General features: G+C 65.0%; 25 protein-coding genes. 9 read left to right on the top strand and 16 right to left on the bottom strand.

Annotated features, from left to right (window positions below; genetic code table 11):
- Window positions 1-111 precede the first annotated feature (111 nt).
- From SLQ31_RS25450 to SLQ31_RS25435, 4 genes are read left to right on the top strand one after another with little or no spacing between them, the layout of a single operon-like run.
- A complete protein-coding gene (locus SLQ31_RS25450) occupies window positions 112-1,314 on the top strand; it encodes a DUF1214 domain-containing protein (RefSeq protein ID WP_319436958.1) in 1,203 nt (400 codons plus the stop codon).
- A complete protein-coding gene (locus SLQ31_RS25445; protein ID WP_319436909.1) occupies window positions 1,311-2,456 on the top strand; it encodes a sulfotransferase in 1,146 nt (381 codons plus the stop codon). Before SLQ31_RS25450 ends, SLQ31_RS25445 begins: the two co-directional genes overlap by 4 nt.
- A gap of 23 nt (window positions 2,457-2,479) precedes the next feature.
- A complete protein-coding gene (locus SLQ31_RS25440; RefSeq protein ID WP_319436908.1) occupies window positions 2,480-3,139 on the top strand; it encodes a TetR/AcrR family transcriptional regulator in 660 nt (219 codons plus the stop codon).
- 15 nt (window positions 3,140-3,154) lie between these two features.
- Window positions 3,155-3,958, top strand: a complete 804-nt coding sequence (locus SLQ31_RS25435) for an SDR family NAD(P)-dependent oxidoreductase (protein ID WP_319436907.1) — start codon at window positions 3,155-3,157, stop codon at window positions 3,956-3,958.
- 19 nt (window positions 3,959-3,977) lie between these two features.
- On the opposite strand, the gene SLQ31_RS25430 is transcribed toward SLQ31_RS25435, so the two are convergent.
- A complete protein-coding gene (locus SLQ31_RS25430) occupies window positions 3,978-4,787 on the bottom strand; it encodes an SDR family NAD(P)-dependent oxidoreductase (protein WP_319436906.1) in 810 nt (269 codons plus the stop codon).
- A gap of 82 nt (window positions 4,788-4,869) precedes the next feature.
- On the opposite strand from SLQ31_RS25430, the gene SLQ31_RS25425 reads away from it, so the two are divergent.
- The 3 genes from SLQ31_RS25425 (at window position 4,870) to SLQ31_RS25415 (ending at window position 7,676) form a co-directional block, all read left to right on the top strand.
- On the top strand, window positions 4,870-5,862 hold the full coding sequence (locus tag SLQ31_RS25425) for an NAD-dependent epimerase/dehydratase family protein (RefSeq protein WP_319436905.1): 993 nt from the start codon (window positions 4,870-4,872) through the stop codon (window positions 5,860-5,862).
- Complete coding sequence (locus SLQ31_RS25420; RefSeq protein ID WP_319436904.1) at window positions 5,859-6,425, top strand: TetR/AcrR family transcriptional regulator; 567 nt, start codon at window positions 5,859-5,861, stop codon at window positions 6,423-6,425. Before SLQ31_RS25425 ends, SLQ31_RS25420 begins: the two co-directional genes overlap by 4 nt.
- A gap of 84 nt (window positions 6,426-6,509) precedes the next feature.
- The gene (locus tag SLQ31_RS25415; protein ID WP_319436903.1) at window positions 6,510-7,676 is read left to right on the top strand and encodes a cytochrome P450; all 1,167 of its coding nucleotides are present in this window, start codon (window positions 6,510-6,512) and stop codon (window positions 7,674-7,676) included.
- Here SLQ31_RS25415 and SLQ31_RS25410 read toward each other — a convergent pair.
- The 8 genes from SLQ31_RS25410 to SLQ31_RS25375 form a co-directional block, all read right to left on the bottom strand.
- Window positions 7,673-8,170: a hypothetical protein gene (locus tag SLQ31_RS25410; RefSeq protein ID WP_319436902.1), complete on the bottom strand. Its 498-nt coding sequence runs from the start codon at window positions 8,168-8,170 to the stop codon at window positions 7,673-7,675. The genes SLQ31_RS25415 and SLQ31_RS25410 overlap by 4 nt on opposite strands.
- Before the next feature lie 103 nt (window positions 8,171-8,273).
- Complete coding sequence (locus SLQ31_RS25405; protein WP_319436901.1) at window positions 8,274-9,644, bottom strand: lipocalin-like domain-containing protein; 1,371 nt, start codon at window positions 9,642-9,644, stop codon at window positions 8,274-8,276.
- A 1-nt stretch (window position 9,645) separates the two neighbouring features.
- Window positions 9,646-10,752, bottom strand: coding sequence for a Zn-dependent alcohol dehydrogenase (locus SLQ31_RS25400; protein WP_319436900.1), 1,107 nt, complete (start codon window positions 10,750-10,752; stop codon window positions 9,646-9,648).
- A gap of 27 nt (window positions 10,753-10,779) precedes the next feature.
- The gene (locus SLQ31_RS25395; protein WP_319436899.1) at window positions 10,780-11,622 is read right to left on the bottom strand and encodes an LLM class F420-dependent oxidoreductase; all 843 of its coding nucleotides are present in this window, start codon (window positions 11,620-11,622) and stop codon (window positions 10,780-10,782) included.
- Window positions 11,623-11,660: 38 nt separating this feature from the next.
- Window positions 11,661-12,521, bottom strand: a complete 861-nt coding sequence (locus SLQ31_RS25390; protein ID WP_319436898.1) for a mycofactocin-coupled SDR family oxidoreductase — start codon at window positions 12,519-12,521, stop codon at window positions 11,661-11,663.
- Window positions 12,522-12,575: 54 nt separating this feature from the next.
- Window positions 12,576-14,105: an aldehyde dehydrogenase family protein gene (locus tag SLQ31_RS25385; protein ID WP_319436897.1), complete on the bottom strand. Its 1,530-nt coding sequence runs from the start codon at window positions 14,103-14,105 to the stop codon at window positions 12,576-12,578.
- A gap of 30 nt (window positions 14,106-14,135) precedes the next feature.
- A complete protein-coding gene (locus SLQ31_RS25380) occupies window positions 14,136-15,272 on the bottom strand; it encodes a thiolase family protein (RefSeq protein ID WP_319436896.1) in 1,137 nt (378 codons plus the stop codon).
- Window positions 15,269-15,697 (bottom strand): OB-fold domain-containing protein, encoded by a 429-nt coding sequence (locus SLQ31_RS25375; protein WP_319436895.1) that lies wholly within the window; start codon window positions 15,695-15,697, stop codon window positions 15,269-15,271. Before SLQ31_RS25375 ends, SLQ31_RS25380 begins: the two co-directional genes overlap by 4 nt.
- Before the next feature lie 87 nt (window positions 15,698-15,784).
- Here SLQ31_RS25375 and SLQ31_RS25370 point away from each other — a divergent pair, with 87 nt between their 5' ends.
- Window positions 15,785-17,005 carry a CaiB/BaiF CoA-transferase family protein gene (locus tag SLQ31_RS25370; RefSeq protein ID WP_319436894.1) on the top strand — a complete coding sequence of 407 codons (1,221 nt, stop codon included), beginning with the start codon at window positions 15,785-15,787 and terminating at the stop codon, window positions 17,003-17,005.
- Between the two features lie 47 nt (window positions 17,006-17,052).
- Window positions 17,053-18,252, top strand: a complete 1,200-nt coding sequence (locus SLQ31_RS25365) for a cytochrome P450 (protein WP_319436893.1) — start codon at window positions 17,053-17,055, stop codon at window positions 18,250-18,252.
- A 12-nt stretch (window positions 18,253-18,264) separates the two neighbouring features.
- On the opposite strand, the gene SLQ31_RS25360 is transcribed toward SLQ31_RS25365, so the two are convergent.
- From SLQ31_RS25360 to SLQ31_RS25330, 7 genes are read right to left on the bottom strand one after another with little or no spacing between them, the layout of a single operon-like run.
- Entirely contained in the window at window positions 18,265-18,771 is a 507-nt protein-coding gene (locus SLQ31_RS25360) for a hypothetical protein (RefSeq protein WP_319436892.1), read from the bottom strand.
- Entirely contained in the window at window positions 18,768-20,282 is a 1,515-nt protein-coding gene (locus SLQ31_RS25355; RefSeq protein ID WP_319436891.1) for an MlaD family protein, read from the bottom strand. Before SLQ31_RS25355 ends, SLQ31_RS25360 begins: the two co-directional genes overlap by 4 nt.
- Window positions 20,283-21,482 carry an MCE family protein gene (locus tag SLQ31_RS25350; protein WP_319436890.1) on the bottom strand — a complete coding sequence of 400 codons (1,200 nt, stop codon included), beginning with the start codon at window positions 21,480-21,482 and terminating at the stop codon, window positions 20,283-20,285.
- Window positions 21,479-22,906 (bottom strand): MCE family protein, encoded by a 1,428-nt coding sequence (locus SLQ31_RS25345; RefSeq protein WP_413642973.1) that lies wholly within the window; start codon window positions 22,904-22,906, stop codon window positions 21,479-21,481. Before SLQ31_RS25345 ends, SLQ31_RS25350 begins: the two co-directional genes overlap by 4 nt.
- Window positions 22,903-23,985, bottom strand: coding sequence for an MCE family protein (locus SLQ31_RS25340; protein ID WP_319436957.1), 1,083 nt, complete (start codon window positions 23,983-23,985; stop codon window positions 22,903-22,905). The genes SLQ31_RS25345 and SLQ31_RS25340 overlap by 4 nt, the downstream gene beginning before the upstream one ends.
- Entirely contained in the window at window positions 23,985-25,010 is a 1,026-nt protein-coding gene (locus tag SLQ31_RS25335; RefSeq protein ID WP_319436888.1) for an MCE family protein, read from the bottom strand. Before SLQ31_RS25335 ends, SLQ31_RS25340 begins: the two co-directional genes overlap by 1 nt.
- Window positions 25,007-26,218 carry an MCE family protein gene (locus SLQ31_RS25330; RefSeq protein WP_319436887.1) on the bottom strand — a complete coding sequence of 404 codons (1,212 nt, stop codon included), beginning with the start codon at window positions 26,216-26,218 and terminating at the stop codon, window positions 25,007-25,009. The genes SLQ31_RS25335 and SLQ31_RS25330 overlap by 4 nt, the downstream gene beginning before the upstream one ends.
- Between the last annotated feature and the right edge of the window lie 93 nt (window positions 26,219-26,311).

The raw sequence follows: 26,311 nt of genomic DNA, 5'->3' as shown, positions 1-26,311 counted from the left end.
CACGATCAGGCCGTTGAATCGAAAACAACGTTTTCGAAATCTCACCGCCGAGCTGGACCGAAGGAGCGCACCGTGGCCGCCGAATCGGACCCGCCCGCCTGGAAGAACCCGTTGTCCTGGCTGCCGCACTCCATTGCCGAGGCGGCCCTGTCCGGCACCGGTCATGACGTCGAATTGCCCGCCGCATGGGCGCATCTGCAGGAGCGCCTCGAGGCTGCCTCGCAGCTGGTGATGTCAGATCCGGTGAACAAGAACAACATCGACTTCGCCGCCGGGATGCGGCACCTGATGATCCTGCTCACCGTCGGCATCGATATGGCCTTGCGCGTCGATCCCGACCCGGTGCTCGCCGTCAATCGCGCAAGCATGGACGACATCGTCACGTGGGGTCTGGAATGTCCCGACTGCGTGTATCTGAACGCCAGCCTGCGCGCTGGGGAGAGCTACCGGTTGTACGGATCCCGCGGGACCGCCCGCTATGTCGGCATCCAAACCATGGACGGCATCGCCGCGACCGCCAACTACCTGGTCGACGATCTCGACGTCAATCCGGACGGGACCTTCGAGGCGATCCTGTCCGCGGACGAACACCCCGCCAACTGGATCAAACTCACCGGCGAGCATCCGACGCTGACGGTGCGCAACTTCCTTTACGACTGGTACACCGAGGAACCCGCATCGCTGCGCATCGAACGGATCGGCCCGAAGGTCGACGTCGAGAGCGCCGCGGTGGAGCCGACCACGTTCGTCTCCCGCCAGCTCTTCGCCCTCGGCGACTTCGTCTACGACAACCTGAAGTTCTTCCTCGACTTCGGTGCGATGCCGCCAAGCAACGGGTTCCTTGAGCCGGCCGACATGACTCAGATGGGTGCGGCCGCCGAAAACCGGCCTGTCATCGGACGATTCGCCCTCGACCCGGGGCAAGCGCTCATCGTCGAATTCGAGCCGCCCAAGGGTGTGTACTGGAGCATCTCGCTCGGCAACCCATGGCTGGAGACCATCCACTACGGTCGCCACCAGTCCAGCCTCAACGGTCACCAGGCGATCGTCGACGCCGACGGGATCGCCCGCTTCGTGCTCAGCGACGAGGACCCCGGGGTGGCCAACTGGTTGGATACCGCCGGCCATAGCAACGGGGCCATCTTGCTGCGCTGCGTTCGCACCGAGACCGCACCGGTGCCTGCCACGCGCATCGTGGCCACCGACGAGGTGCTCGCCGCGCTGCCCGGCGACACGACGACGACCACCCCAGCCGAACGTGTCGACGTCATCGCACGGCGGCGCCGTGCCGTTCACGAAAGGTTCTATCGATGACTTTCTCCGCTGACGAGCTTGAAGCCGGTGCCCGTGCGGCGGCCGGTCTCGAGGATTTCGAGTCGACCTACTACCGCGAGGGCCTCGAGCGCACCGTTGATGGCCTCAACACCGAAGCCGAGCTCAACGACCTCGGGCGGGTGATGCAGCACGCGACGATCAGCAACGCTCTGATCCAACGGCTGCGAATCGTCGACACCCTCAAGAAGCATCCCGAGATCGGCGAGGAAGTCGTCGACGGACCCATCGTCGTCCTGGGCTTGCCCCGCACCGGGACCACCGCACTGGGCCAACTGGTTTCGGCAGACCCACAGTTCCGGTTCCTGCGTACCTGGGAATCTCAGGCGCCGACCCCGCCGCCCGAGGCGGCCACCCAGCGCACCGATCCCCGGATCGCGCAGGCCGCCGAGGGCATCGCGATGATCCAGCAGATGTTCCCGGACTTCCGGGCCATCATCAACTCCGAGGCCGAAGCCGCCACCGAATGCCAGGACCTGATGGGGATGAGTTTCCGGACCTTCCACTTCGACGGTGTGGTTCGGGTTCCCGGATATGTCGAGTGGCTGCTCGACTGCGATATGCGCGAAACCTACGGCTTCCACAAGGAGGCACTCAAACTGCTGCAGTGGCATTGCAAGCCGAATCTGTGGCTGCTGCGCACGCCGGTGCACATGTTCGCTCTCGACGCCTTCGTTGAAACCTATCCCAACGCAAAATTCCTCTGGAGCCACCGGGATCCGGCCAAGGTGCTCGGCTCGGTGTGCAGTCTCATCGCCTACGTCCGCAGCTGGAGTAGCGACTACGTCAACAATGCCGAGCTGGGCGCCGAGCAATTGGCGTGGTGGTCCGAAGGCATCAAGCGGGCGATGGACTTCCGGACGAAATTCGGTGACGACCGCTTCGTCGACGTCTCGTTTGCCGATCTGCAAAACGACCCCGTTGGCACCGTGTCCAAGAGCTACCGCGAGCTGGGGCTGGATTTCTCGGCCGAGTCGCGCGCCAGGGTCGCGGGCTGGGCGGACAGCCATCAGCCAGGACAGCGCGGCACCCACAGCTACGATCTGGCCGACTACGGCCTGACGCCCGACCAGGTGCAGGAAACGTTCAGCGACTATCTCACGGCGTACGACGCGTCGGCGTAGCGGCAGCGTGGTAATTACAGGACATGCAACCGACAACCACGGCTGGCCGCAAGAAACTCGACCCCGATCCGCGCGTGCGCATCGAGATCCTGTCCGCGGCGTCGAAGTTGGTGCGCGAAGAGGGTGTTCGTGCACTCAGCATCGCCGCCGTCCTGTCCCGTGCGCACCTGAGCACACGGGCGTTCTACCGGCATTTCGACTCCAAGGACCAACTGGTTGCTGCGGTGTTCGTGGAGATGGCTCGCGTCGAGAAGCTGCGACTGCGCAGTCGGATGGCCGAGTATGACGACCCGGTGCGCGCGGTGGCCGAGTGGATCGACGGCCGCCTCGACCTGGCGTTCAACGAACAGATCCGATCGGACCTGCGCAAGATGTCGCTGGAGGCGCAGTCCCAGATGTTCGCCGAACCCGAACTCGTCGGGCCGGCCTACACCGAGATCCTGCTGCCATTGCGTGAGCAGCTCGAACGCGGCAGCAAGGCAGGAGTTTTCGTCGGCATCGATCCCGATGCCGAAGCGCTGTGCATCCAGGGCACCGTGTGGGCGAATGTCGAGCGGCACTGGGCCACCGGTGATTGCGAGCTGAGCAGTCTGCGTGAACGCGTGCTGCGCTTCTGTCTGCGCGGACTTGGCGTGGCACCGGACGCGATTGCCAACGTACTACGGGAATTTCATCAAACCTGACGAGAGGGAACAGCGATGGACTTGGGACTGGCTGGAGCGACCGCGGTGGTCACCGGTGGCAGCAAGGGGATGGGGCTGGCGATCGCCCAAACCCTGGCCGAGGAGGGCGCGCGGGTGGCCGTGATGGCTCGAGAGCAAGGACCGCTCGACGCCGCGGCGGAGTCGCTGCGCGCCGCCGGATCACCTGACGCGGTGGGGATTTCCGTGGACATGAACGACCCGGAATCCATCGCCGCTGCGTTCGCCGAAGTCGCCGAGCGGTGGGGGAGTCTCAACAGCCTGGTGCACACCATCGGCCCCGGCGACGGGTACTTCGAGGAGATGACCGACACCGACTGGGACTCCGCATTTGGACTGGGCACCATGTCCGGTGTGCGCAGTATCCGGGCCGCGTTGCCCAGCCTGCGCCAGGCCGAGTGGGCCCGCGTCGTGACGTTCGCGGCGCACTCGATCCAGCGGCAGAACCCGCGCATCGTCGCCTACACCGCGTCGAAGGCAGCGCTGACGAGCATCACCAAGAACCTGTCGAAAAGCCTTGCCAAAGACGGCATCTTGGTCAATTGCGTATGCCCGGGCACGATCGTGACCGCGAGCTTCACCGAGAACCTCAAAGACATCCTGGCCGCCGACGGTCTGGATGCCACCGATCCGGTGGACGTCATGACTTGGATCGACGACAACTTCCACCAACCCTGCGACCTCGGCCGCGCGGGACTGCCCGAAGAGATCGCCTCGATCACCACGTACTTGGCGTCTCGGCGCAACGGCTACGTCACCGGTGCCACCGTCAACGTCGACGGCGGCTCGGACTTCATCTGAGCCGCCCGCGATTCGTTTCCTACGAGCTGGGCCCCAGGGCGTAGTCGCCGGTTTCGGGATGGTGATACCAGCCGCTGCTGGCCTGCGTTCCGCCGTCGACGTGGATCGTCTGCCCGGTGATGTAACTCGACAGATCGGATGCCAAAAACACGGCAGCTCCGGCCATTTCATCGACGTGACCGGCTCGCCCCATCGGGACGGTGAAGCCGAAGCGCCGCTCACCGCCCGGCGGAGCGACCTGCATCATTCCTTCGGTGAGGGTGATATCGGGTGCCAGCGCATTGACGCGAATGCCGTTGAGCGCCAGCTCGAGGGCGGCCGTCTTGGTGTAGTTGATCACACCGGCTTTGGCGGCCGCGTACGTTGCGTAACCAGGTGCGGCGCGGACACCCTCGATCGAGGTGACGTTGATGACGCTGCCGGTCAACCCCTGCGCCACGATGGCTCTGGCCACCCGCTGCGTGCACAGGTAGACGTGGCGCAGATTGGCCTTATACAGAGCGTCCCAACCATTTTCGGACGTCTCGAGGATGCCTGAGTGGAACACTCCACCGGCATTGTTCACCAGGATGGTGACCGGGCCAAGCTCGGCCGCTGTCTGGGCCAGCGCGGAGTCGACCTGCGCGCTGTCCCGGACGTCCGCCGGAATTCCCAGTGCCCCAATCTCTTGCGCCGCTGACGCACAACTGTCGGGGTCACGCTCCCAAATCGCCACCCGCGCCCCGAACGCGGCAAGGCCGGCCGCGATACCGCGCCCGATGCCGGCGCCGCCGCCGGTGACGACCGCAACCCGGTCGGTCAACAGAATGTGAGAAGGATCGATAGACATGGTGCGAATGTAGACCATGCCCAGTTCGGCTGTTACATTCAAGACTTAATCTGTCGTATATGTAACAACTCGAGAGGGTGGGATGAGCGCCACGATTTTTGTCACCGGGGGCACCGGACAGACCGGCGGCAATGTGTGCGAGCAGCTGATCGAGCGCGGCGATCACGTCCGGGCTCTGGTGCGCAACCCCGACGAAGCCCACGCTCTGGCAGACCTCGGCGTCGAGTTGATCAAGGGAGACATCAGCGATGCCGACGACGTGCTGCGCGCGGCCACCGGCGCCGAGGCCGCCATCCACTGCGCGGCGTTGCTCGGCGGAGCCAGCCAGGACATCAACGACTTCCGGGCGGTCAACATGACCGGCACCACGAATGTTCTTGACGCGGCCAAGAAGCTGGGGATGCGCCGTGTCGTCGCGTTGAGCACCGCCACCTTCATCGACCAGACCACTGATGAACAGTTCGAAGATGCTCCGGTGCTGGCGAATCCGCCCGACGACCCCTACACAGTGACCAAGTTGGCCGCGTTTCTCGAGACCCACGAGCGCGCCGCCGCCGGCGAGGATGTGCTCACGTGTCACCCGGGAGCGATCTTCGGACCGGGCGTTGTCATCGAGCGGGCGTTGCACCGGACCAGCTTCAACCGCGTCCTGCTGGCGGGCATGCGCGGCCGGATCGCCCGCTATCTGGCGTTCCCGGTCACCTGGGTGGCCGGCGCGGATGTCGCACGCGGCTCGATCGCGGCCCTGGACCGTGGTGTGGCCGGCGAACGCTACCTGTTGATCGGCCGTCCGGAGGACACCGTCAGCACCGCGGCCGGCATCAACCGTGCGTGCGAGATCGCCGGGGTCGACCACCGGGTGGAGGACCTCGACTACCGCGCCGATCCCGATCGCTTCACTGCCGAGTTCGGTCCGACGTTGATGGCGATCGCCGAAGCTGCGGCCAAGGAAGTTCGCCCGCCTCGCTCGGCGGACAACCCGACCCGCCGCCGTCTGGGTTATGACCCGATCTCCTTCGACGATGGACTGCGCGCCTACATCCCGTGGTTGCGTAAACTCGGGCGATTGACATGACGAGTGCGGCCGAGAACGCCCGGTCGGATCACGGTGATCTGACCGGCCGGATCCTCGATGCCGCGCGCAGGCTGGTTCTGCAGTCGGGGACGCGCAAGCTGTCCCTGACTGAAGTGGCCGCCGTCGCCGGAGTGTCGCGGCAGAGCATCTATCGATACTTCCTCTCCAAGGAGGAACTCATCGACGCGCTCGGCAAGTATGAGTACCAGCGCTTCAATGCCGCGATGGCGCGGGCGATCGAGGGGCGCACCGGTCCGGCCCGCATGGAGGCAGCCCTCGACGTGGTGGCCACGGTGCTGCAGGACCAGCCCCCACGACGCATGGTTGACCTGGATCCGCGATTCGCGCACGAGCAGATTGTCGGGGCACTACCGGTGATCACCGAAGGGCTTGTCGGCGTGATCCGGCAGTGTCAGCGTGACGGTATGCATCTGGCGGCGGCTCCGCGGGACCTCGCTGCGGCGATCGCGCGCACTGTGCTGAGCCACTACACGTTTCCGGACCAGGATGCCGCCGCCGCGCGCCGGCAGATCCGCGCCATCGTCGGCCTGCCCACCAGCTGATACCCGTGTCGACCCCGCGCCACCGTTTTGTATGCTTACCGTAATCAATACGGTTGATGAGCTTTGCCCGGCGGAAGGTACCTGATGACGGCCCCGAAGATCGACGACCCGGACTTCTGGCGCGACCGCCCCGACCGCGAACTGGCCGAATTTCGTCGCCGCTGCCCGGTCGCCGAGCTGCCCGACTCCGGGTTCTGGGCCGTCACCGGTCACGCGCAGATCACCGAGATGAGCAAGGACCCCACCGCCTACATCTCCTCCAAGGGCGTGCTGATCGGCGACGTCAAGAGGAACGTCTCGGGCAATGACTCGATCCTGTACGTCGACCCGCCGCGCCACGTCACGATGCGCCGAATCGTCAACAGGGGCTTCACTGTTCGCCGCGTTGCCCAGCTCGCCGATCTTGCGGAGTCCATTGTGGCCACGGTGTTCGACGACATCGACCCGACCGTGCCCGTCGATGCGATCGACGCTATCAGTGCTCCCGTGCCGCTGCTGATCATCGCCCACATGCTCGGGGTGCCTGGCGAGGACATACCGACCTTCCGGAAGTGGTCCGACGCGATCGCGATCGCCGCCACCGACCCCACCGATCCGCGGGCCATGGCCGCCATCGACTTCTTCGGCTACTTCAACGCCAAACTCGACGCCCGGATTGCCGAGACCGATCCGCCCGAGGATCTGCTGACCGCGATCACCGCCGACTCCGACCTGACCCGCAGCGAGCAGCTGGGCTTCTGTATGAGTCTGCTGGTGGCCGGAAACGAGACCACCCGCCACTTGATCAGCGGTGGTCTCGTGGCGCTGGCAGAGCACCCCGATCAGCGCGCGGTGCTGGCCGCCGACGAGTCGCTGATCCCGGCCGCCGTCGAGGAGATGTTGCGTTGGGTCACACCGATTCTGGCGATGGGACGGACCACCGCGTGCCCGGTGGACCTCGGGGGCACACAGGTCTCCGAAGACGAGTACCTGGTGATGCTGTACGCCGCCGCGAACCGTGACGAAGCTGTCTTCGGCGACACCGCCGATGCCTTCGACGTGACACGCTCACCCAATCCGCATCTGGCCTTCGGGATCGGTGAGCATTTCTGCCTGGGGGCACAGCTGGCCCGCCTCGAGGCCAAGATCGTCTTCACTGAGATCCTGCGCCGCTGGCCGAATTACCAGGTGCTCGACGGGGTGGAACTGGGGGCCTCGACACTGCTGCGCGAGACCACGAAACTGCCGATCCTGTTGCAGCCCAACAACTAAGAGCCGGTGATGCGTTGCGTGTCCGCCACGGCGCGCTGCGGTTGCCACGGTGCGTAGCCGCGAAAGTCTTCCGTCGCCCCGCATGTTCCTGGCAGCGACGCGGCTTGCATCGCTTGGGTCTTGAACGCGATCGCGGCCGCGCTGAGCCGGTGTTCTACATCGTGAAAGCGGTCGCCCGGCAGGGATCGTCCATCACCCCATATGGTGACTTCGGTTCCGGGACTATGCATCAACGCATCGATCCTGGTGCGAATCCGATGCGGCAACGCCGTCACACCACTCCCGATGGCGACCGCGGCAGGCCTCGGCCCTGGCCACAGATCACTTCGTTCGTCGTCCAGCGTTCTCACTGACACGCCGAGTATCCGCAAGGGTGTGATGTCGAGGCCGGCGGGCACCCATGCCGTGACATCCCATCCGGCCCACACCCGGTCGCACATCCATCCGCCGGCATCCCGGACGGCATCGCCGACACGATCGATGACGACGGTCATCGCGTGCACGTGAGCTTGCCCGGGGCTTGCAGTAGCAGGGTGTACGGATGAACAGGGTGGTGCCAGGTGAGGTCGCGACGTCAACGCGGTCAGGACTCGCTCGTTAGTGGAGGTCATTGCGCACAGCCTCGATGAGTCCGTCGAGCAATTCGAGCAGCTCGGCTGACACCGGCGCTGGGAGCTCAGCCAGCTGCGCGCGCACCGTGCCGTCGAGGTGCGCCAACGCGGCGGCTTTGTCGTTGTCGGCGATCAGCGTCCGGGCTGTCCCCACATCCTCGAGGAGCGCGGCCGATTCGGCTTGTTGATAGACGATTTGGGTCTCGAGAACATCGACGAGTTCCCAATCGCGATACATCGCGTTGGACGCTTCATAAAGTGCTACGCCGGTGACCGGTGCGCCCCCCATCGTGCCGACGTAGGCGTAGGGGCCCTCCAGGTATTCGATGGGCAGGGCGTGGCCGGGGGCGCGTACCAGCGGGTCGCCAAAGAGTTCCAGGTCGAGCGTTTTGGACCGGACGACATGCCGTTCGGGCAGATACCGTGCCGCAGCAAGCGGTTTCATCAGACTGCGCACCTCGTCGGGCCAGCGCACGTAACTGGTGGTGGTGACGTCGAGGTCATCGATGCATTCCGGTTGTGTCCCATCCTCATACGTGGCGGTGATACCGGTGAAGGGCACCAACACGTTGGCCCCGCGCCGGTCGTATTGCCGCCACACACTGAGGTCCACACCGTTGTCGAGGGCGATCGTGTGCCATTCGTGGGCCTGCCCGCGCGCGTCCCCGCCAGTACCCCCACCGCCGGCGTAGCGGGGGAACCACTGCCGGTCGATGTGTGCCGAATCGCTGTGCACCCGTTCCTCGATATCGCCCCACCGCAAGGTGCCGGTCATTCTGAGTCCGGTCTGGAAGTACGAGTAGGTGTCTGGTTGCAGACACGCATCGATCCGGCCGTTGTGCACCGAACCACCGACCGGCACGGGGCCCCGCGTTGGCGTGAGATGGAGGGTGAGCTGCATGGGTGCACCGTTCCTGTCGGTGCCGACCGCGTTGTAATCGTAGGTGTAGGGCACCAATTCACCAGCGTCGTCGCGGTTGGCCGACCATGTGACGGTGCCCGCGCTGCTGTCGTAGCGCAGGTCGAGATGACCCTCGGCGCTGGTCAGCTTCGGCACCGCGCCCGGCGCCATGTTCTTCGGCGGCATGTCGTAGTCGGTGTAGGTGCCGTACGCGCCGTGGTCGGTATCGAACAGCGCGAACGTGTAGAAGTCGGCGACCACGTCGCCGCCCGGCCGGTTGCGGTTGAAGATCGTGATGAACGCGTACCGGCGGCCGGAATCGGTTCCGGTCAGGTGTCCTGCCAGATACCAGGTGTCTGACTGGAATTCGGGGTGAGTGCCCTCGGCGGCGGGGAAGTGCAGCAGTGGTTCACCGGGCACCAACTCGTAGGGGTATTGCCGCCACGCTTCGGTCATGTCACTCGCCCCTTACTTCGTCGTTCACGATCATGGATCGAATTCCGTTGCCGCTCATCAGGTCATCGAATGCCGAGTTGACCTCGTCGAGGCCGATTCGCCGGGTGATCAGCTTGTCCAGTGGCAGCGCGCCCGTGCGCCAGAGGTTCAGCAGCATCGGGAAATCGCGTCCTGGCACCACCGATCCGTACTGACAACCCACCACCGTCTTGCCCTGCATAAAGAGGTCATGCGCCGACAGCGAGATCTTCTCGGCGGGCGAAGCCGCACCCACCACGCAAGTGGTGCCGCCCGGGCGGGTGGCGCTGAATGCGGTCTCGATCGTTGCGGCACGCCCGACTGCCTCGAACACGGAGTCGGCACCCCTGCGCCCGGTGATGGCCTTGATCTGTTGGACAACGTCCTCGGTGCTCGGATCGATGACGTGCGTGGCGCCGAGTTCGACGGCGATCTCGCGGCGGGACGCTACGGGGTCGACGGCGATGAGCTCCGCCGCGCCCCGGACGCGGGCGGCCATCAACGCGGCAAGGCCCACTCCGCCCATGCCGATCACCGCCACCGCACTGCCGTGCTGGACCGGAGCGGTGTTGAGTGCGGCCCCGGCGCCGGTGGCCACGCCGCAGCCCACCAGTGCGGCGATGTCAAACGGAATGTCGTCGTCGATCTTGACGACCGCCCGCGCCAGACAGTTGGTTGCCGTCGCGAAACTCGATACCCCCATCGAGGTGAACAGCGGTGTGCCCTCGGTGTCGGTGGCGTACGGCATCGAGTAGACATCGCGAATCGCATTGCGGCACAGGTGTACCTCGCCGCGATAGCAGTACCAACACCGGCCGCATGCTGCGGTCCAGGCGATCGCGACATGGTCTCCCGGCTTGACATGGGTAACCTCGGAGCCGACCTCTTCGATGATCCCGGCGCCCTCGTGGCCCAGCACGCACGGCGTGCCGGCAGGCAGGACCCCGGTGGCCTGGGACAGGTCGGAATGGCAGACGCCGCTGGCGGCGATGCGCACCCGGACCTGGCCGGGGGCCAGCGGGGCGAGGTTGATCTCCTCGAGCACAAGGGGCTCGGAGATCGCGCGAAGAATTGCGCCATGTTCACTCATTGCTGCCCCTCAGTCGTCGCGGTGCCATCACATCTTGCTCATGATTTCGTCGGTGAACCGGGCAATTCCGTCAAGTGCTCCGCTGGTGCGCTGCCACGGGTCGACGATCACCCGGTCGATGCCGATGTCAGCGAGTCGCTTAACGTCGTCGCGGGTGGTCACCGAGTGGGTGATGGTGATCTGCGGGCGGCCGACTCGGCCGTGCTCGACCCACAGTTCATTCAATGTGCGCAACGAGGCCGGCAGCATGTCGAGGGTGTGATTCATCGGTAACCAGCCGTCGCCGAAGCGGGCCACCCGCCGCAGGGCCGCCTTGCCGTCGCCGCCCACATGGATCGGCGGGCCGCCCGGCTGCACCGGCTTGGGTTCGAACATCACCTCGTCGAAGCTGAAGAAACGGCCCTGTAGCGCCACCTTCGGTTCCGACCACAGTGCGCGGCAGATTTCCAGTGCCTCGTCGACGCGGGCGCCGCGGGTGTCGAAGTCCCATCCCACCGCGTCCCATTCCTCACGCAGCCAGCTTGCGCCGATCCCGAAGTCCAGCCGGCCCGCCGACAACACGTCGAGAGTCGCCGCGGCGCGGGCGCTGACGAACGGGTGGCGCAACCCGATGTTGTAGACGTGGGTGCCCAACCGGATGGAGCGGGTCTGAGCGGCCAGGAACGACAAGTAGTTCAGTGCGTCGAAGACCGGGGTCTGCGGGGGTATGGGCGGATGTTCGGCGCCGTGGTGCGGGCTGCCGCTGATATTCACCGGCAGGACCAGATGCTCGGGGATCCAGACGGATTCAAATCCGAGTTCATCCGCACGCTGGGTCAGGGTGCTCCAGATCCCCGGGTTGGCTCTGGCCAGGGTGATGCCGAACTTCACTGCTGTGGTGTCCTATCGGTCGATGGCGGTGGGTTCGGCTATCCGGACCAGGCAACGGCTTTGATCGTGCCGCCGGCGTCGATGCGCAGCTGCTGTCCCGTGACGTAGCGCGCCGCGTCGGAGGCCAGATAGAGCACCGCTTCGCTGATGTCTTCGGGTTCGACGTAGGGCACCGGCATCGCGTTGAGGAACGGGAACGTCAGCTCGGCGTCCTCACGGGTCGGGTTCTCCAGGTCGGGCCGGAACGCGGCATACATCGGCGCGCTGTGCAGCATCGCCGTATTGACGTTGGTCGGGTGTACGGCGTTGACCCGAATGAATTCCGGCGCCAGCTGCAACGCCAGGTTGTTCACGTAGTGCGCCACAACCTGTTTGGCGAAGCCGTAGCCGGCTCCGCCGGGACCGGCGTCCATGCCACTGGTGTTCTGCGAGGCCAGCGAGGCGGCCAGGGAACCAGTCGCGATGATCGATCCGCCGGCCGTGAGGTGCTTGAGGCTGGCGTGCACCAGGTTCAGTACGCCCACGAGGTCGACGTCGACGGCGTCGACGAAGGCTTGTCGGGGACCACCTTTGGTCAGTGGAGCGATACCGGCGTTGGCGACGACGATGTCGAGCTTGCCGAATTCGGCCACCCCGGCCTCGACCGCGGCGGCGACGGCGTTGCGGTCCCGCACATCGACAATCGCGGTATACGCGTTGCGCCCCTCCTTCTCGACCAGACGAGCCGTCTCGTCCAAGTCTTCGGGCCGAGCCAGGGGGTAATCGTTGGTCTCGATGTCGGCGCAGATATCGATCGCGATGATGTCGGCGCCCTCGGCGGCCAGCAATCGCGCGTGCGATCGGCCCTGGCCGCGCGCTGCGCCGCTGATGATGGCGACTTTGCCGTCAACTCGTCCCATGGTGTTCTCCCTGATGTTGGTGAATGCTGGTTATGTGCAGTGTGTTTAGCGGGGCTACAGGTAGCCGATGGTCTTGGTCTCGAGATACTGTTCGAAGCCCTCGATACCGTTCTGGCGTCCGATGCCGCTGGCCTTGTAGCCGCCGTACGGGGCGTCGGCCCCGTAGAACAGCCCGCCGTTGACGCTGAACGATCCCGCCCGGATCCGATTTGCGAACGCCATGCCCCGATCCGGAGACGTGGTGAAGACCGATCCCGACAGTCCGTAGTCGCTGTCGTTGGCCAAGGCCAGTGCCTCGGCATCATCGGAGTAGGGGAGCACCACCATCACCGGGCCGAACACCTCGTGCCGGGCGATCTCAGCGGAGTTGTCTGTCCCGGCCACCAATGTCGGCAGGACATAGCTGCCGCCGGCCAGCTCTGGATGCAGATCGGTTGGGGCCGCACCGCCGGTGAGTATCTGAGCGCCAGCAGCTTTCGCGCGGTCGACGAATCCAAGGATGCGATCGCGCTGCGTGGGATTGATCACCGGGCCGAGCAGTGTGTCGCCGCGCGCCGGGTCGCCGGGCCTGATCATCTCGAACAGCTCGAGGACCCGGGCGACCACCTCGTCGTAGCGCTGCGCCGGCACCAGCAGCCTGGAGTTGATCGCGCAGCCTTGACCGGCGTGGAAGCACACCTGAAGGGTCGAGGGGATGGCCGTGTCCAGGTCGGCGTCATCGAGCAGGACGAGTGCGGACTTGCCACCCAATTCCAGAAACACTCGCTTGAGGGTCTCGGCGGCCCTGCCTGCGATCCGACGCCCGACGTCGGTCGACCCGGTGAAGGACACCAGATCGACCCGGGGATCGCTGACCAACAGCGCGGCCACGTCGTTGTCCGGGGTCGGGACCACGTTGACCACCCCTGGCGGGATGTCGGTGTGCTCAGCGATCAGACGGCCCAACCGCGTCGACGTCCACGGCGTGTTCGGATCCGGTTTGAGCACAACGGTGTTCCCGGTCGCCAGGGCTTGACCCAGTTTGTTGGATACGATCTCGAACGGGTAATTCCATGGCGCGATTGCCGCGACCACACCGACGGGCTCCTTGACCACGCGGCGCTGACCATCGCCGGCCTTGCCGACGCCCAGCTCGCGTGACCATGCGAACGAGTCGATGAGGTCGGTGGGAAACCTCAGGGCATCGGCAAGCGGCCAGTCGACCTGGGCCATCATCGTCGTCATCAGCGGTGCACCGACTTCGGCCACGATTTCCTCGCGCAGCTCCTCGGACTCCTTCTCCAGGGCCTCCTGCAGCTGCACCAGGCATCGTTTGCGCAGCGCGTGGTTGGTGCTCCACTCGGTTCCGTCAAACGCACGCCGCGCGGCGGCGATGGCCGCGTCCATGTCCTCGGGGCCTGCCGCAGTCGTGATGCCCAACACCGCGCCGGTGGCGGGGCTGATGTTGTCGAACTGCCTGCCGGAGTGAGCATCACGGAGTTCACCGTCGACGTACATCCGGGACTCCGCGCGCTCGGCAGCCCGATGGTTGAGTGCCGTGGATTCGGTCGGCTCGCGATCGGTGACGGTCGAGGTCGCTGTCATTGCGCTCCTGGTGGGCTCAGTGGGAGATGGTCATGTGGTCAGCACCAGTGAGGCGCAGTGCGGTCCATGGGCGTTGGCAACGACGGCGACTTGGGCATCGGGGACCTGGCGGGCGCCGCATTCACCGCGCAGCTGCGCCACACCCTCGGCCAGGAAACTCAAACCGTGCAGCCGGCCTTCGGCCAGTTGGCCGCCCTGGGTGTTCAGCGGCAGTGTGCCGCCGGGGCCGATCGCGGAGCCGGCGTCGACCCAGTCGCCGAATTCCCCTATGCCGCAAAAGCCCATCGCCTCGATCCACGACAGCGTGATGTGGGTGAAGCCGTCATAGAGCTGTGCGACATCGACATCGGCTGCGCTCACCGATGAGCGCTTCCACATGGTCTCGGCACAGCGGCGGGTCCCGCCGAAGAGAAAGTCGTCGGTGTAGGTCCAATCCGGCTTCCACCCGGTGCCCATCGCGATCGCGTCGATCCACACCGGCGTCTTGGGTGTGTCGACAGCCCGCTGGGCGGAGGTGATGACGACCGCGCATGCGCCGGTGACCGGATAGTCACAATCGAAGAGGTGCACCGGATCTGAGATCATCCGTGAGTTCAGATAGTCGTCGATGGTGATCAGGTCCCGCAGGACGGCGCGCTCGTTGAGGCTCGACCAGCGCCGCGCGTTGACCGCGATATGACCGTAGTCTTCTGGCGAGCCGCCGAGGGTGTGGAATCTGCGGCGCATCTTCATCGCCATTACCGGGATCATCCCGCCGGCGATGCCGTAGGGCAGATCCCACTGCCACATACCCGACGGCGGCGGCAGCATCTTCTCCGCGGACTGTTGGCCCCACTCCCTGGTGACCGACCGCACCACCAGCGCGACCTCACACGCGCCCGACTGGACTGCCATGTGCGCGCCGACGACCGAACTCATGGCCGAGGGACCCCACGGGCCGAAATCGCCGAAAACAACCAGGTTTTCGATGCCGAGCATCTTGGCGATGTCGTAGGACTGTTCGTTTCCGGCGTACTCGAAGATTCCGTCGACATCGGAGATCTGCAGACCGGCATCGGCGATCGCGGCGCGGGCGGCGTCGACGGCCAAGCCGCGCCCGTCGACCCCCTTGGCCCGGTGCACGCTTGAGTAGCCGATACCGACGACAGCCGCCTTATCGTGGGTCACCGTGCTGTCCGTATCGGCCGAAACTGCGGGATCGCCATGTCGGCGCGCGGTTCGAACACCACCTCCATCGGCATGCCGATGGTCAATTCGTCCGGATCGGCCTCGACGATATTGGTCATGATCCGGACGCCGGGGGCGTCGTCGAGCTCGGTCAACCCGATCAGTAGCGGGACCGCGTCGAGGAAGTCCGGATGGAACGGCTGGCGTAGCACCGTGAACGAGTACAGCGTGCCGCGACCGCTGACCTCGACCGCGATCGGGACCGCACCCGCCGGCCCGCCGCCGGGAATCTCGGGTGTCGGTCCCGGCGGATGCTGCCGGACGTCGAGCCCCTCGAAACCCTGCACGGTGAGCGTGCCGTTCTTGGCGTGCTCCCAGTAGTAGGCACTCACCGGGTCGGGAATCGGAACGGGTTTGACGTTCAACTAATCCTCCGCTTCGCCACCGTTGTGAATTGCAACCGTATGTCTTACGGTAACGTTGTGTCAACGCCGGTCGAAGAGGGGATGTCTATGTCAGGGGTGCTCGCTGGGGTTCGTGTCGTCGAGATGGCGTCGTGGACCTATGTGCCATCTGCGGGTGCCGCCCTCGCCGACTGGGGGGCCGACGTGATCAAGGTGGAAAGCGTCGAGTTCGGCGACCCGAGTCGGGCGCTGGTTGTCGGCGGGTTCACGCGCGACGTGGCCAGGGCCGACGTCGATTTCATGATGGAACTGGGTAATCGGGGCAAGCGCAGCCTGGCCTTGGATCTCAAGTCCGAGTTGGGCCGTGAGCTGTTCGGCAAGCTGCTCGGCACCGCCGACGTCTTGCTGACCAACTGGTTGCCCGGGGCGCTGGCACGGGCCCGGCTCACGGTCGACGACATCCGCGCTTTCAATCCCAACATCATCATCGCTCGCGGATCGGGCCTGGGGGTTCGCGGCCCGGATAGCGATCAAGGCGGCTTCGACGGGGCGACCTACCTGGCCCGCGGCGGCGTCGGCTACACGCTGACGCCCTTCGGCGCCGAATACCCCGCCGGTCAAGGGCCCGCCTTCGGAGACCTGCAGGCCGGCGCGACCCTCGCCGGTGGCGTCTGTGCGGCCCTGTTCCACCGGGAGCGCACCGGAGAGGGCGCGGTGGTCGACTCTTCCCTTCTGGCACAGGCGATGTGGGCCGGCGCACCATCGATCGCGGTCGCCGACCTCTTCGATGCCGACGGGATTCCCAGCGCGCCGCCGGGGGTTGCCTTCAACCCCGTGGTCAACCGCTACAAGACCCGCGACGCGCGCTGGTTGCAATTGGTGTTCCTGCAACCCGACAAGTTTTGGGCCGGGTTCTGCCACCGCATCGGGCTGCCCGAGCTTGCGACCGATGAGCGGTTCGTCCCGTCGGCCAACCTCCTCGCCAACTGTGCCGAGGGCATCGACATCCTGAACAAGCGATTCGGCGAGGAAGACCTGCAGCACTGGCAAAAAGCCCTCGCCGATGAACCCGGTGTGTGGGCGAGCTACGCCACCTCGAGGGAAACCCTCAACGACCCGCAGGTCGAACCCAACGGCTACGTCGTCACCAATGTCGACGATCGCGGCAACGAATACCGCACCGTGGCAGCACCGGTGCAATTCAACGAGACTCCGCCTTCGCCGGCCCGTTCACCCGAACACGGCCAGCACACCGAGGAGATTCTGATGGAGCTCGGCATCGACTGGGACGACATCGAAAAGGCCAAAGAGGCCGGGGCGATCCTATGACCACCGTAATCTCAACGTCGAAAAGCGCAGCGCTGTAGGAGGATATGTTGACAACATCGAAGGTGGTCTTTGACCCGTTCTCGGATGACTTCTTCAACTCGCCCTATGCCACCTACCAGCGGCTGCGCGATGAAGCGCCGGTGTATTACAACGAGCAGTACGATTTCTACGCACTGACCCGCCATGCCGATGTGTCGGTGGCCATGAAGGATCACGTCACGTATTCGTCGGCGCGCGGTATCGACCTGCAGATGGTGCAATCCGATGATCCGGTACCGCCGCTGATGATCATGATGGATCCGCCCGACCACCGGCGGATGCGCAGCCTGGTCAACAAGGTGTTCACCCCGAGGGCCACCGAACGGCAACGCCAGACCGTCATCACCCAGATCGACCGGTTCCTCGATGCCGCCGACCCGGATAATTTCGATGTGGTGCAAGACTTCTCAGCGCTGTTCCCGGTGGAGGTGATCACCGCGATGCTGGGTGTCCCCGTCGAGCGGCGGCAGAAAGTCCGCCTGTTGTTGGACAAGCAGCTCGCACGGGAATATGGGAAAGTCGAGATGCCGGAAGAGGGCATCGCCGCTGGCATCGAGACCGGCATGATGTATTACGAGATCATTCAGGAACACCGCGCCAACCCGCAGGACGACATGATCACCGACCTGATCAACGTCGAGCTCGAACGTGATGGCGAGATGACCAAACTCGACGACATCGAGATCACCGGCTTCGCTTCGCTGCTCGGTGGCGCCGGTGCCGAGACGGTCACCAAGCTGGTGGGCAACGCCATTGTGACGTTCGACGATCACCCCGACCAATGGGAGATGATGCGCAATGACCGCAGCCTGATCCCCGGTGCGGTCGAGGAGTTGCTGCGGTGGGAGGCGCCGGCGCAATACCTGGTGCGGTACAGCACCCGCGACATCGAATTGCACGAAACCACCATTCCCGCCAACAACCCGGTGCTGCTGTGCCTGGGCTCGGCCAACCGTGACGAACGGGCGTTCACCAACGCCGGCACCTTTGACATCACCCGGGGCCGCGCCGAAGCCCAGAACTTCGGATTCGGCTATGGCGTGCACAGTTGTCTTGGCGCCGCCCTGGCCCGCATGGAGAGCGCGATCGCGCTGGACAAACTGCTGGACTTCATGCCGCGCTTCGAAGTTCACCGCGACCGTCTCAAGCGAGTGGCCATGACCAATGTCGTCGGCTGGCACCATGCCCCGGTGCGGGTGCTGCGCTAGACAGTCGCCGAATCAGCCAATCTGCTGCAGCGAGAACGGCATCCGAATGGCTAGCCATTGATTCTTCCCGCAGGCGCCGCTGGGGCCGACCGTCTTGTCTTCGCCGGCGAAGATCGGTGACTGGCCGGAGTAGTCCTGCATGCCGGCGGCGTTGACTCGCCAGAACCGGATTTTCTGGTGGCCGGCAACCGAGGTGCCATCGGCACACGTCTCCCAGTCGGGAAGATCGCGGTCGACGATCCAGGTGTCGTTCTGCTTGCGCAGCGGCGCTGTCCAGCCCAGGTCGCTGCTGACTTGTCCGGTGCATTCGTCGCCCTGGGTGCACGTTGAGCTGATCGTCCACGTGCTGCGGACGGTGGCCTCGTCATGATAGGAATCGTTGGTCTGGGCCCAGTCGCCGTTGGAGATCGCGATGAACCGGCCGTTGAGCGGTGCGCTGGACTGGACGTCGGCGGAAGCCAGGCCCTGGCCCATTGCCACGGCGACGGTCACCGCGATCGCCGCCGCACGGCCTATCACTGGGGCCCGCGAACGAGGTCGGCCCACGTCTTCGGCGCGGTATTCACCGCGTCCGCCGACCGGTAGAGGTGGCCGTCGGGAGCCATGTAGGCACCGGTATGGCTGTCGTAGTGGGCGATCGCCACCGACGGGGTGATGGTGGCGGAGTCATGGAAGGCACTTGGCGCGGCCGACGGTGCCGGGTCCGGGGCAGGCGCGGCCAGCGGCGGAGTGCCCTGCAGCGGTCCAAAGATGTTGTCATCGGGGTTGACTCGGGTATCGGGCGGGACGCCCTGTGCGATCAGATTCGGGTCGAGCGGATAGGGACCGACCACGTGTTGGCGCATCGCCAGCGGCTCGTAGGGCTTGTCGCTGTCGCAGATCTGCACGGTGGGTGCGCGTTTACCGGGATGGCCCATGCACGGGTAGTTGCGCGCGCCGCGAACGGCCAGGGGCGAATCCTGGGGCAACTTGCAGTACAGACCATCCGGGGTGTCGATCGTGGTGAGATCGGCGGGGGAACGCCATTGCGCGGGCGGCAGGAAGCCCACCGTGCAGGCCGGCGGATCCGCGATCGAGATGCCGAAATCACCCAGGGGAAGCCCGCTGGCGTTATTGCTCGGAGTGATGGATAGGTAGTTGGCCGCCGTCGGCGGGAGCAGGACCAGCAGCTGTTCGATGGACGCGTGGTAGGTGACGGCGACCTGCCCGACCGTCGTGAGGCTGGCCAGCAGCACCGGAAGGGTCGGCTTGACGTCGGCGAGCAGCCGGGACACCTCATCGGCGAATCCAGGGCCGGTATCAAGCACGGTGCGAATCTGCGGATCATTCTGCGCCAGTTGGCCTGTGAGGCCCGCGATGCTGTGCGCCCAGGTCCGGATGGCATCGACGCTGTCGGTCTGGGAGCGCAGCAGCGGAGCGCTGTCGTCGACCAGCGTGCGGTTGCGGTCGGCGATACCGCTGAGGTCATGGGTCAACGTGGTGCCTGAGTCGATCAGCGATCCGAAATCGTATCCGGCACCATTGAACGCCTTGAAGGATTCGTCGAGCAGATCCTGCATTCGTTCTTTGGGAATGCTGGTCACCAGGTTGCTGAGCTGATCGAGCATCGGACCGACTTGTTGTGGGACAGAACTTTTGCTCATCGGGATCACCGATCCGTCGGACAGGTAGGGTGCCCCCAGGGTGTTCGGCTGCAGGTCGACGAACTGTTCGCCGACCGCGGAGATGCTGCGCACGCGTGCGACCATATCAACGGGCACCCGGGGCGAATCATCCAGTGAGAGTGTGGCTTCGACGCGCCGTCCGTCGACAACTTTGACCTCGGTGACCTTGCCGATCTGAACACCGCGGTAGGTGACGTTGCTGAACCGATAGAGTCCGCCGCTCGCGGGCAGTTGCAGGGTCACGGTGAGCCGGCCCACCCCCAGCAGCGTTGCGGCCTGCAGGTACTTGACGCCGATCACGGTCAGCCCGACGACCGAGGCAATCGTGAAGATGATCAGCTGTATGCGGACGAAACGGGTGAGCATCTAGTGACCGCCTTCGTCGGTCGGTGCGATCGCGGACGGTGTCGCCGATGGCACCGGGCTCGGCGGCTGAGGTGCCTGCGGAGGCGCGTCCGGCGGCAGCACACCGACACCGAGTGGGTTGTAGGTGTAGTTCAAATACATGGGATCACCGGGTGCCGCGACGACTTGCGCATTGGCATCGCCCCAACGGGTGCCGAGGAACAGGGAGCGCTTCAGCCGGGGAATGGTGAGGTCGATGATGGTGAACAGGTTCATGTAGTCACCCTTGACTCCCCGGTCGATGAGGTCCTGTCCGAAGGGGAAGACGGTCGCGAACGCCAGCGCCCGGTCCAGGCCGGGGCCGACATCGGCGAGGGCGGCGATGGTGGGCCCGAGGTTGGTCAGGTTCCGCACCAGGTCGGCCTGCGTGTCGTTGACGAGAGTGGTTGTCGTGTCGCTGAACCCGCGCAGCTTGTCCAATGCATCGGTGATGCGGGGGCGCTCGCGGATGAGTACGTCGAGTGCCGGCGGAATCTTCTCCAACGCAGTGTCGATGTCGCCGACTTGACCGGCCAGGGTACCCGAGAGCCGGTCCAGCCCGTCGATGGTGGCGATGATGTTGTCTCGCTGCCGCGCCAGGGCGCCGATGAAGTCGTTCAGGCGGGACAACAGATCTCGAATCTGAGGTTCTCGGCCCGACAGTGCGGCATTGAAGTTGTGGATGATGTCACCGATTTGGCCGAGACCGCCCGCGTTGACCACAGCTGACAACGCCGACAGCGTCTGTTCGGTCGACGGATAGGTCGAGGACTGGTTCAACGTCAGGGTGCTGCCGGGCTGCAGGTGTCCCTGCGGCGCCTGACCCGCCGGCGGGTCGAGCGCCAGGTGCATCGATCCCAGCAGGCTGGTTTGACCGACGCGTGCTACCGCGTTGGCGGGCACCGCGACCCCGGGGCGCAGTGAAATCTCGACATTGGCATGCCAATTCGTGAAGATCATCTTCCCGACGCTGCCGACCACGACATCGTTGATCATCACCGGAGAATTGGATTCCAGCGTCCCTACGTTGGCGATTTCGACGTGATAGACCTCGGCGCCGCGGCCTTGCCCGACGGTACCGGGCAGCGGCAGCGAGTTCAGTCCGTGAAAGCCGCAGCCGCTGGTGACCAGCGCGGCGGTGGCGACGGCGACGAAGCGGCGTACCGGCCCGAATCCGGTCATGGTGTCGCTCCCTCGGCCGGCAGCAACATGGCTGGCAGGTTGGCCGGTCCGGGGCCGGGTGGCACTCCCTGCGGGACCGGCGCTCCCGGGAACAACGCCGGGGATGGTGCGGCCGGAAGGTGATTGGGCGCAGACGAGCCGGGGCCGACGGCCGGCGGTTGCCCCAGGCCCGGCGGCGCGGGCACGTCTCCATCGAGCCCGGTGTACGCCGACACCGCTGGTGGCTCTTCGGCGGGTCCGGGCTGCGGTCCGCTGCCGCCCGGGGCCAGCTTGGGGTCGGTGTAGATGAGCTTGTCTGGATCGGTTGACTTCATCAGATACGGATTCACCGGGAACGGGAGGTAGTCGAAGTTCAACAGGCGCAGCGCCGGACCGAGGTATTGCGAGCAGGCCTTGGCGGTCTCGGGTGCGGTGGTGTTCTGGACCGCACCGATCTGGGAGCAGATGAACTGGACCGGATTGGAGAAGTTGTTGAACACGAAGGCGCCGATCGGTGCGCCGTTGTCGGGGCCATAGATGTTGTACTGGTTGGCGAACGCATTGGGCGCGACGTGCAGAACGTTCTCCAGATCGATCTTGTGGTCGGCCAGATTCTGCGTGACGGCGGCCAGGCGGCGGATCTGCTCGGAGGTTTTGTCCCTGGTGTCGGCGATGAAGCTCTGGACATCGCCGACTGCCGCCGACAAATACGTCAGGGCTGCATCGAGGTCGCTGCGGCTGTTGTCGAGCACGCTGGTCAGCGTGGCCAGCCGGTCTTCGAACTGCACGATCTGGGTGTTGCTGTCATGCAGTGCGGTCACGAAGACCTGCAAATTGGTGATGATGTCGACGATGTTCCCACTGCCGCTTGCCAATACCCGCGCGATGGTCGACAGCTGGCCCAGGGTCGTGCGCAGCTTGTCGCCATTGCCATCGAGGGCACTGGCCGCGGAGTCGATGAACCGTGCCACCGAGGTGGTATCGGTTCCAGCCTTGGGGCCCAGGTCAGTCGCCAGGCGCATCAACTGTGCCTTGACCTCATCCCATTCGATGGGGACTGCCGTGCGATCACGCGGGATGACCGCTCCGTCGGTCATCGTCGGCCCGGTGGTGGTGTAGGCCGGCGTCAACTGCACGTAGCGCGCGGCAATCAGGTTCTGCGCGACGACAACCGCTTTGGCGTCGGCGGGGACGGCGACGCCGCGATCGACCTGCAGGGTCATCTTCGCTTGCGGACCCTCTGGGTCGATTGCGGTGATGGTGCCGACCTTCACCCCCGATACCCGCACGTCGTCACCGGGATAGATGGCGGTCGCACTGGCGAAATACGCGGTGATCGTTGTGGGCCCGAAGAAGGTGTTCCTTACGACGAGGGTTGCCCCGGCGGCAATCAACAACGCGAGTACGGCGACCAGGCCACGAACCAGCCACGTCGAGCGCATCATCGGCTGCCTCCAGGAATCCCGTTGTACGGGAACGGGAGTTCGGCGCGCGGCCCGGCATTGTCCGGCGGTTGGCCGGCGTCGATACCGCGCCGGAACCCGAGTGCGTAGTCCATGAACGGTTGGAGCATCTGAGCCGGGATCAGGTTAGGAATGAACGCGGTGTAGTAGAAGCCGCTGGACACGGTTTCACCCTGAGTGAGTTCGTATTTCGCCAGGCCCGGAAGCGCTTTGGCGATATTGTCGCTGTTCTTCTCGAGCATCGCGGTGACCGTGTTGAGCTTGTCCAGGGTGGGTGCCAGCTTGGATTTGTTGTCGGCGACCAGTCCGGACAGTTGTTTCGAAACGGCGGCGACGCTTTCGAGAAGACTGACCAAGGTCTGGCGCCGCTCGTCGAGGACACCGACCAGGTCGTTGGCATTGAGGATGAGGGTGTTGACGCGCTCGCTGCGCTGCGACAGCACGCCAGTCAAATCAGCTGCGTGCGTGAGCAGTTCGCCCAGAGTGTCGTTGCGCTCGTTGAGCGCTTGCGACAGCCGGGTCAACCCGTCGAAAGTCGGACCGACCTGCGGTGCGATCGCATCGATGGTGCTCGACAGGGTGTCGAGTGACTGGTTGAGGCTCTGTGTGTTGGTGCCCGCGGTCCTGGACGCGAGATCGCTCACCGCCTCGGTCAGCGAGTAGGGAGTAGACGTGCGGGCAACGGGGATGACGGTGTTGGGCCGCATGAGACCCGAACCGGCCGACTCCAGTGTGACAACCCGCTGACCCAGTAGGCTCCCGGTTCGGATGTGGGCGGTGGTCTGAGAGCCCAGTCGGTACTGGCCGTCGACGGTCACGGTCACCAGCGCCAGGCCCTGATGCAACGAAATATCGGATACCGAACCGATTTTGATGCCCGATCGGGTCACGTCGTTGCCGACCGCCAGTCCGCCGGCGTCGGCGAACAATGCCTGAAAGCGCACCGAGGTGGCCCAGGTGGTCAGCGTCTGGGAGTTGAGACCCGCGATGATGATCAGCACGACCAGGACCACGCCGATGAAGCCCGCCCGGATGATGTGAGGCCCGCGGTATTTCAGCATCATGATTCAGCGCACCTCCCGCCTTCCTGCTTGATCCACGGGAACACCGCGGTACGGCCCTGCAGATCCGTCACGCGCACCGCGATTCCGCAGAGGTAGTAGTTGATCCAGCTGCCGTAGGACCCGAGCCGCGACAGCTTTCGGTAGTTCTCCGGCGCCCGTTGCAGCGCCACGTCGACTAAGTCCTTGCGTTCGTCGAGCAGCGGAGCAACCCGGTGCAACTGGTCCACCATCGCCGCCAACGGTGGCCGGGCAGTGGTCAGCAGATCGGTGATCGACGCGGTGCCGGTACTCAGTGAGTCGATCGCCGATCCGATCGGGTCACGCTGCTGGGACAGCTCGGTGGTCAGGCGCTCGAGCCGGTCGAGGGCGCCCCCGAACCGATCGCCGTCCTTGGTCATCGTGGCCATCACCGTGTTGAGGTTGGTGATCAGCCGGTCGATGGTGGCGCCGTTGTCGGCGAGGCCGTTGGAAAACGACGATGTGTTGGACAGCAGTGACGCAAGGGTGTCGCCTTGTCCCTGCAAGACCTGCAGCAGTGACGCGGTCAACGCGTTGACGTCTTGCGGGTTGAGTCCCTGGATCACGGGTTTCAGCCCGCCGAGCAGGAGATCCAGATCGAGAGCCGGCGTGGTGTGATCGAGCGAGATCTGGGCGCCTGGCGGCAGGATCCGGCCCGATCCGGTGCCCTGGGTCAGATCGAGGTAGCGATCTCCGACCAGGTTCAGGTAGCGAACCGCGGCACGCGATCCCGCGGTGAGCGCGACGGTCGGGTGCGCGTCGAATGCGACCGCGACGTTGCCGTCGGGCTGCAGCGACACCTCACGTACCGTGCCGACCTGGATGCCGGCGGCCCGGACGGTGTCACCGGCCTTGAGCCTGGATGCGTCGGTGAACAAGGCGCTGTACGGGGTGGCCGCCCCGGTCCGGTACTGACCGAAGATAAAGAACAGCGATGCGGTGAGCAGCGCCATGATCGTCACGTAGATGCCGAATTTGACTCCTGCGCCCCGGGACGGGTTCATCCGGGCTGGCCGATCTGCGCGCTGTTGCGTGGTGGCCCATCCAGCGGGCCGAAGAGCAGCTGCTTGAGACCGTCGGAGTTCAACAGAATTCCCTGATTGCCGTACTGGGCGGGGTTCGCGCCGGTGTCGGAGACGACAAATGGGGGCGTGGCGCCGAACGGCACGTTCGGGAGGTCCGTGCATTGGGGCCCCCCGGTGGCCCCGACTTTCGGGAGGTTGGCCGGGTAGTGATAGCGCTCCCGGCCGAGCAGCAGACCGACCGAGTCCACGGCACCGGGTTCGGACAGCGGGGCATTGGTCGAGAGCTTCAACATTCCGGCCAGGGCGCAGTTCAACGCCGGGCTGTATTGGTTGGTCAGGTCGGTCGTCGGCGCCAGCAGATGCAACACCTTCGCCAGGGGCTGTTCGTTGGCGCCGAGGACGTCATTGCCGATGTCGGCTAATCCGATGGTGCTCGCCAACAATGCATCGAGGTTGCGTTGCTCATCGACGAGTGTCTGGCTGATTCGGGTGGAGTTGCGGGCGACGTCGAGCAGGTCCGGTGCGGCATCGGCATAGGAATCGACAACGGCAGGAGCGGTCGCAAGCTCATGTTCCAACGTCGGGAGGCTCGGGTCGAGCTTGGTCAGGATCGTGTCGAGATCCACCAGGCTTTGGCCGATCTTGTTTCCGCGGTCGTTGAACGCCGACGCGATCGCACCGAGAGTTTGGTTGAGCTTGGTCGGATCGATATGGGCGAGCACCGATGTCAGTTGTTGGAATACGGTGTTGATCTCGACGGTCACGTGGTCGCCGGTGAGCACTTGGCCGGGTTTCAGGCTGGTGGGGGAGGGGTCTTGTGGCGGAAGCAACTGGACGAACTTGGCCCCGAACACTGTCGTGGAGGCGATACTGGCCACGATGTTGGATGGAATCTGTTGTAGCTGAACTGGATCCATCTCAAGATGGAGAGCAGCCTGCCCGTTTGGCAAGGTCTCGATGGATTTGACGTTGCCGACCTGAACACCCAACAATTCGACCTTCGCGTCGGGGTTCATCACCAGCCCGGCCCGCGGCGACATGACAGTCAGTGGAACGGTTTTGGTGAAGTCTCCGCGGAACATTGCGGCGGCGCCGGCCACGATGGCCGCGATCACGAGGACGGTAATCAGTCCGGCTAGGGGTGGGCCAAAGAGGCGCCGCGTCGATGATGGCCCGATGATCACCACGGGTCGTTCTCATCGCCGCTAGCCCAGCCGGTACAGCATCCCATCCATAACTCCTTGTTTTTATAAAGATAGTAAAGTGCCATCTTTTGGTCA

This window comes from Mycobacterium sp. RTGN5 (assembly GCF_033804465.1).
Taxonomy (GTDB): domain Bacteria; phylum Actinomycetota; class Actinomycetes; order Mycobacteriales; family Mycobacteriaceae; genus Mycobacterium.
This window is presented reverse-complemented; position numbering and strand designations above follow the sequence as displayed.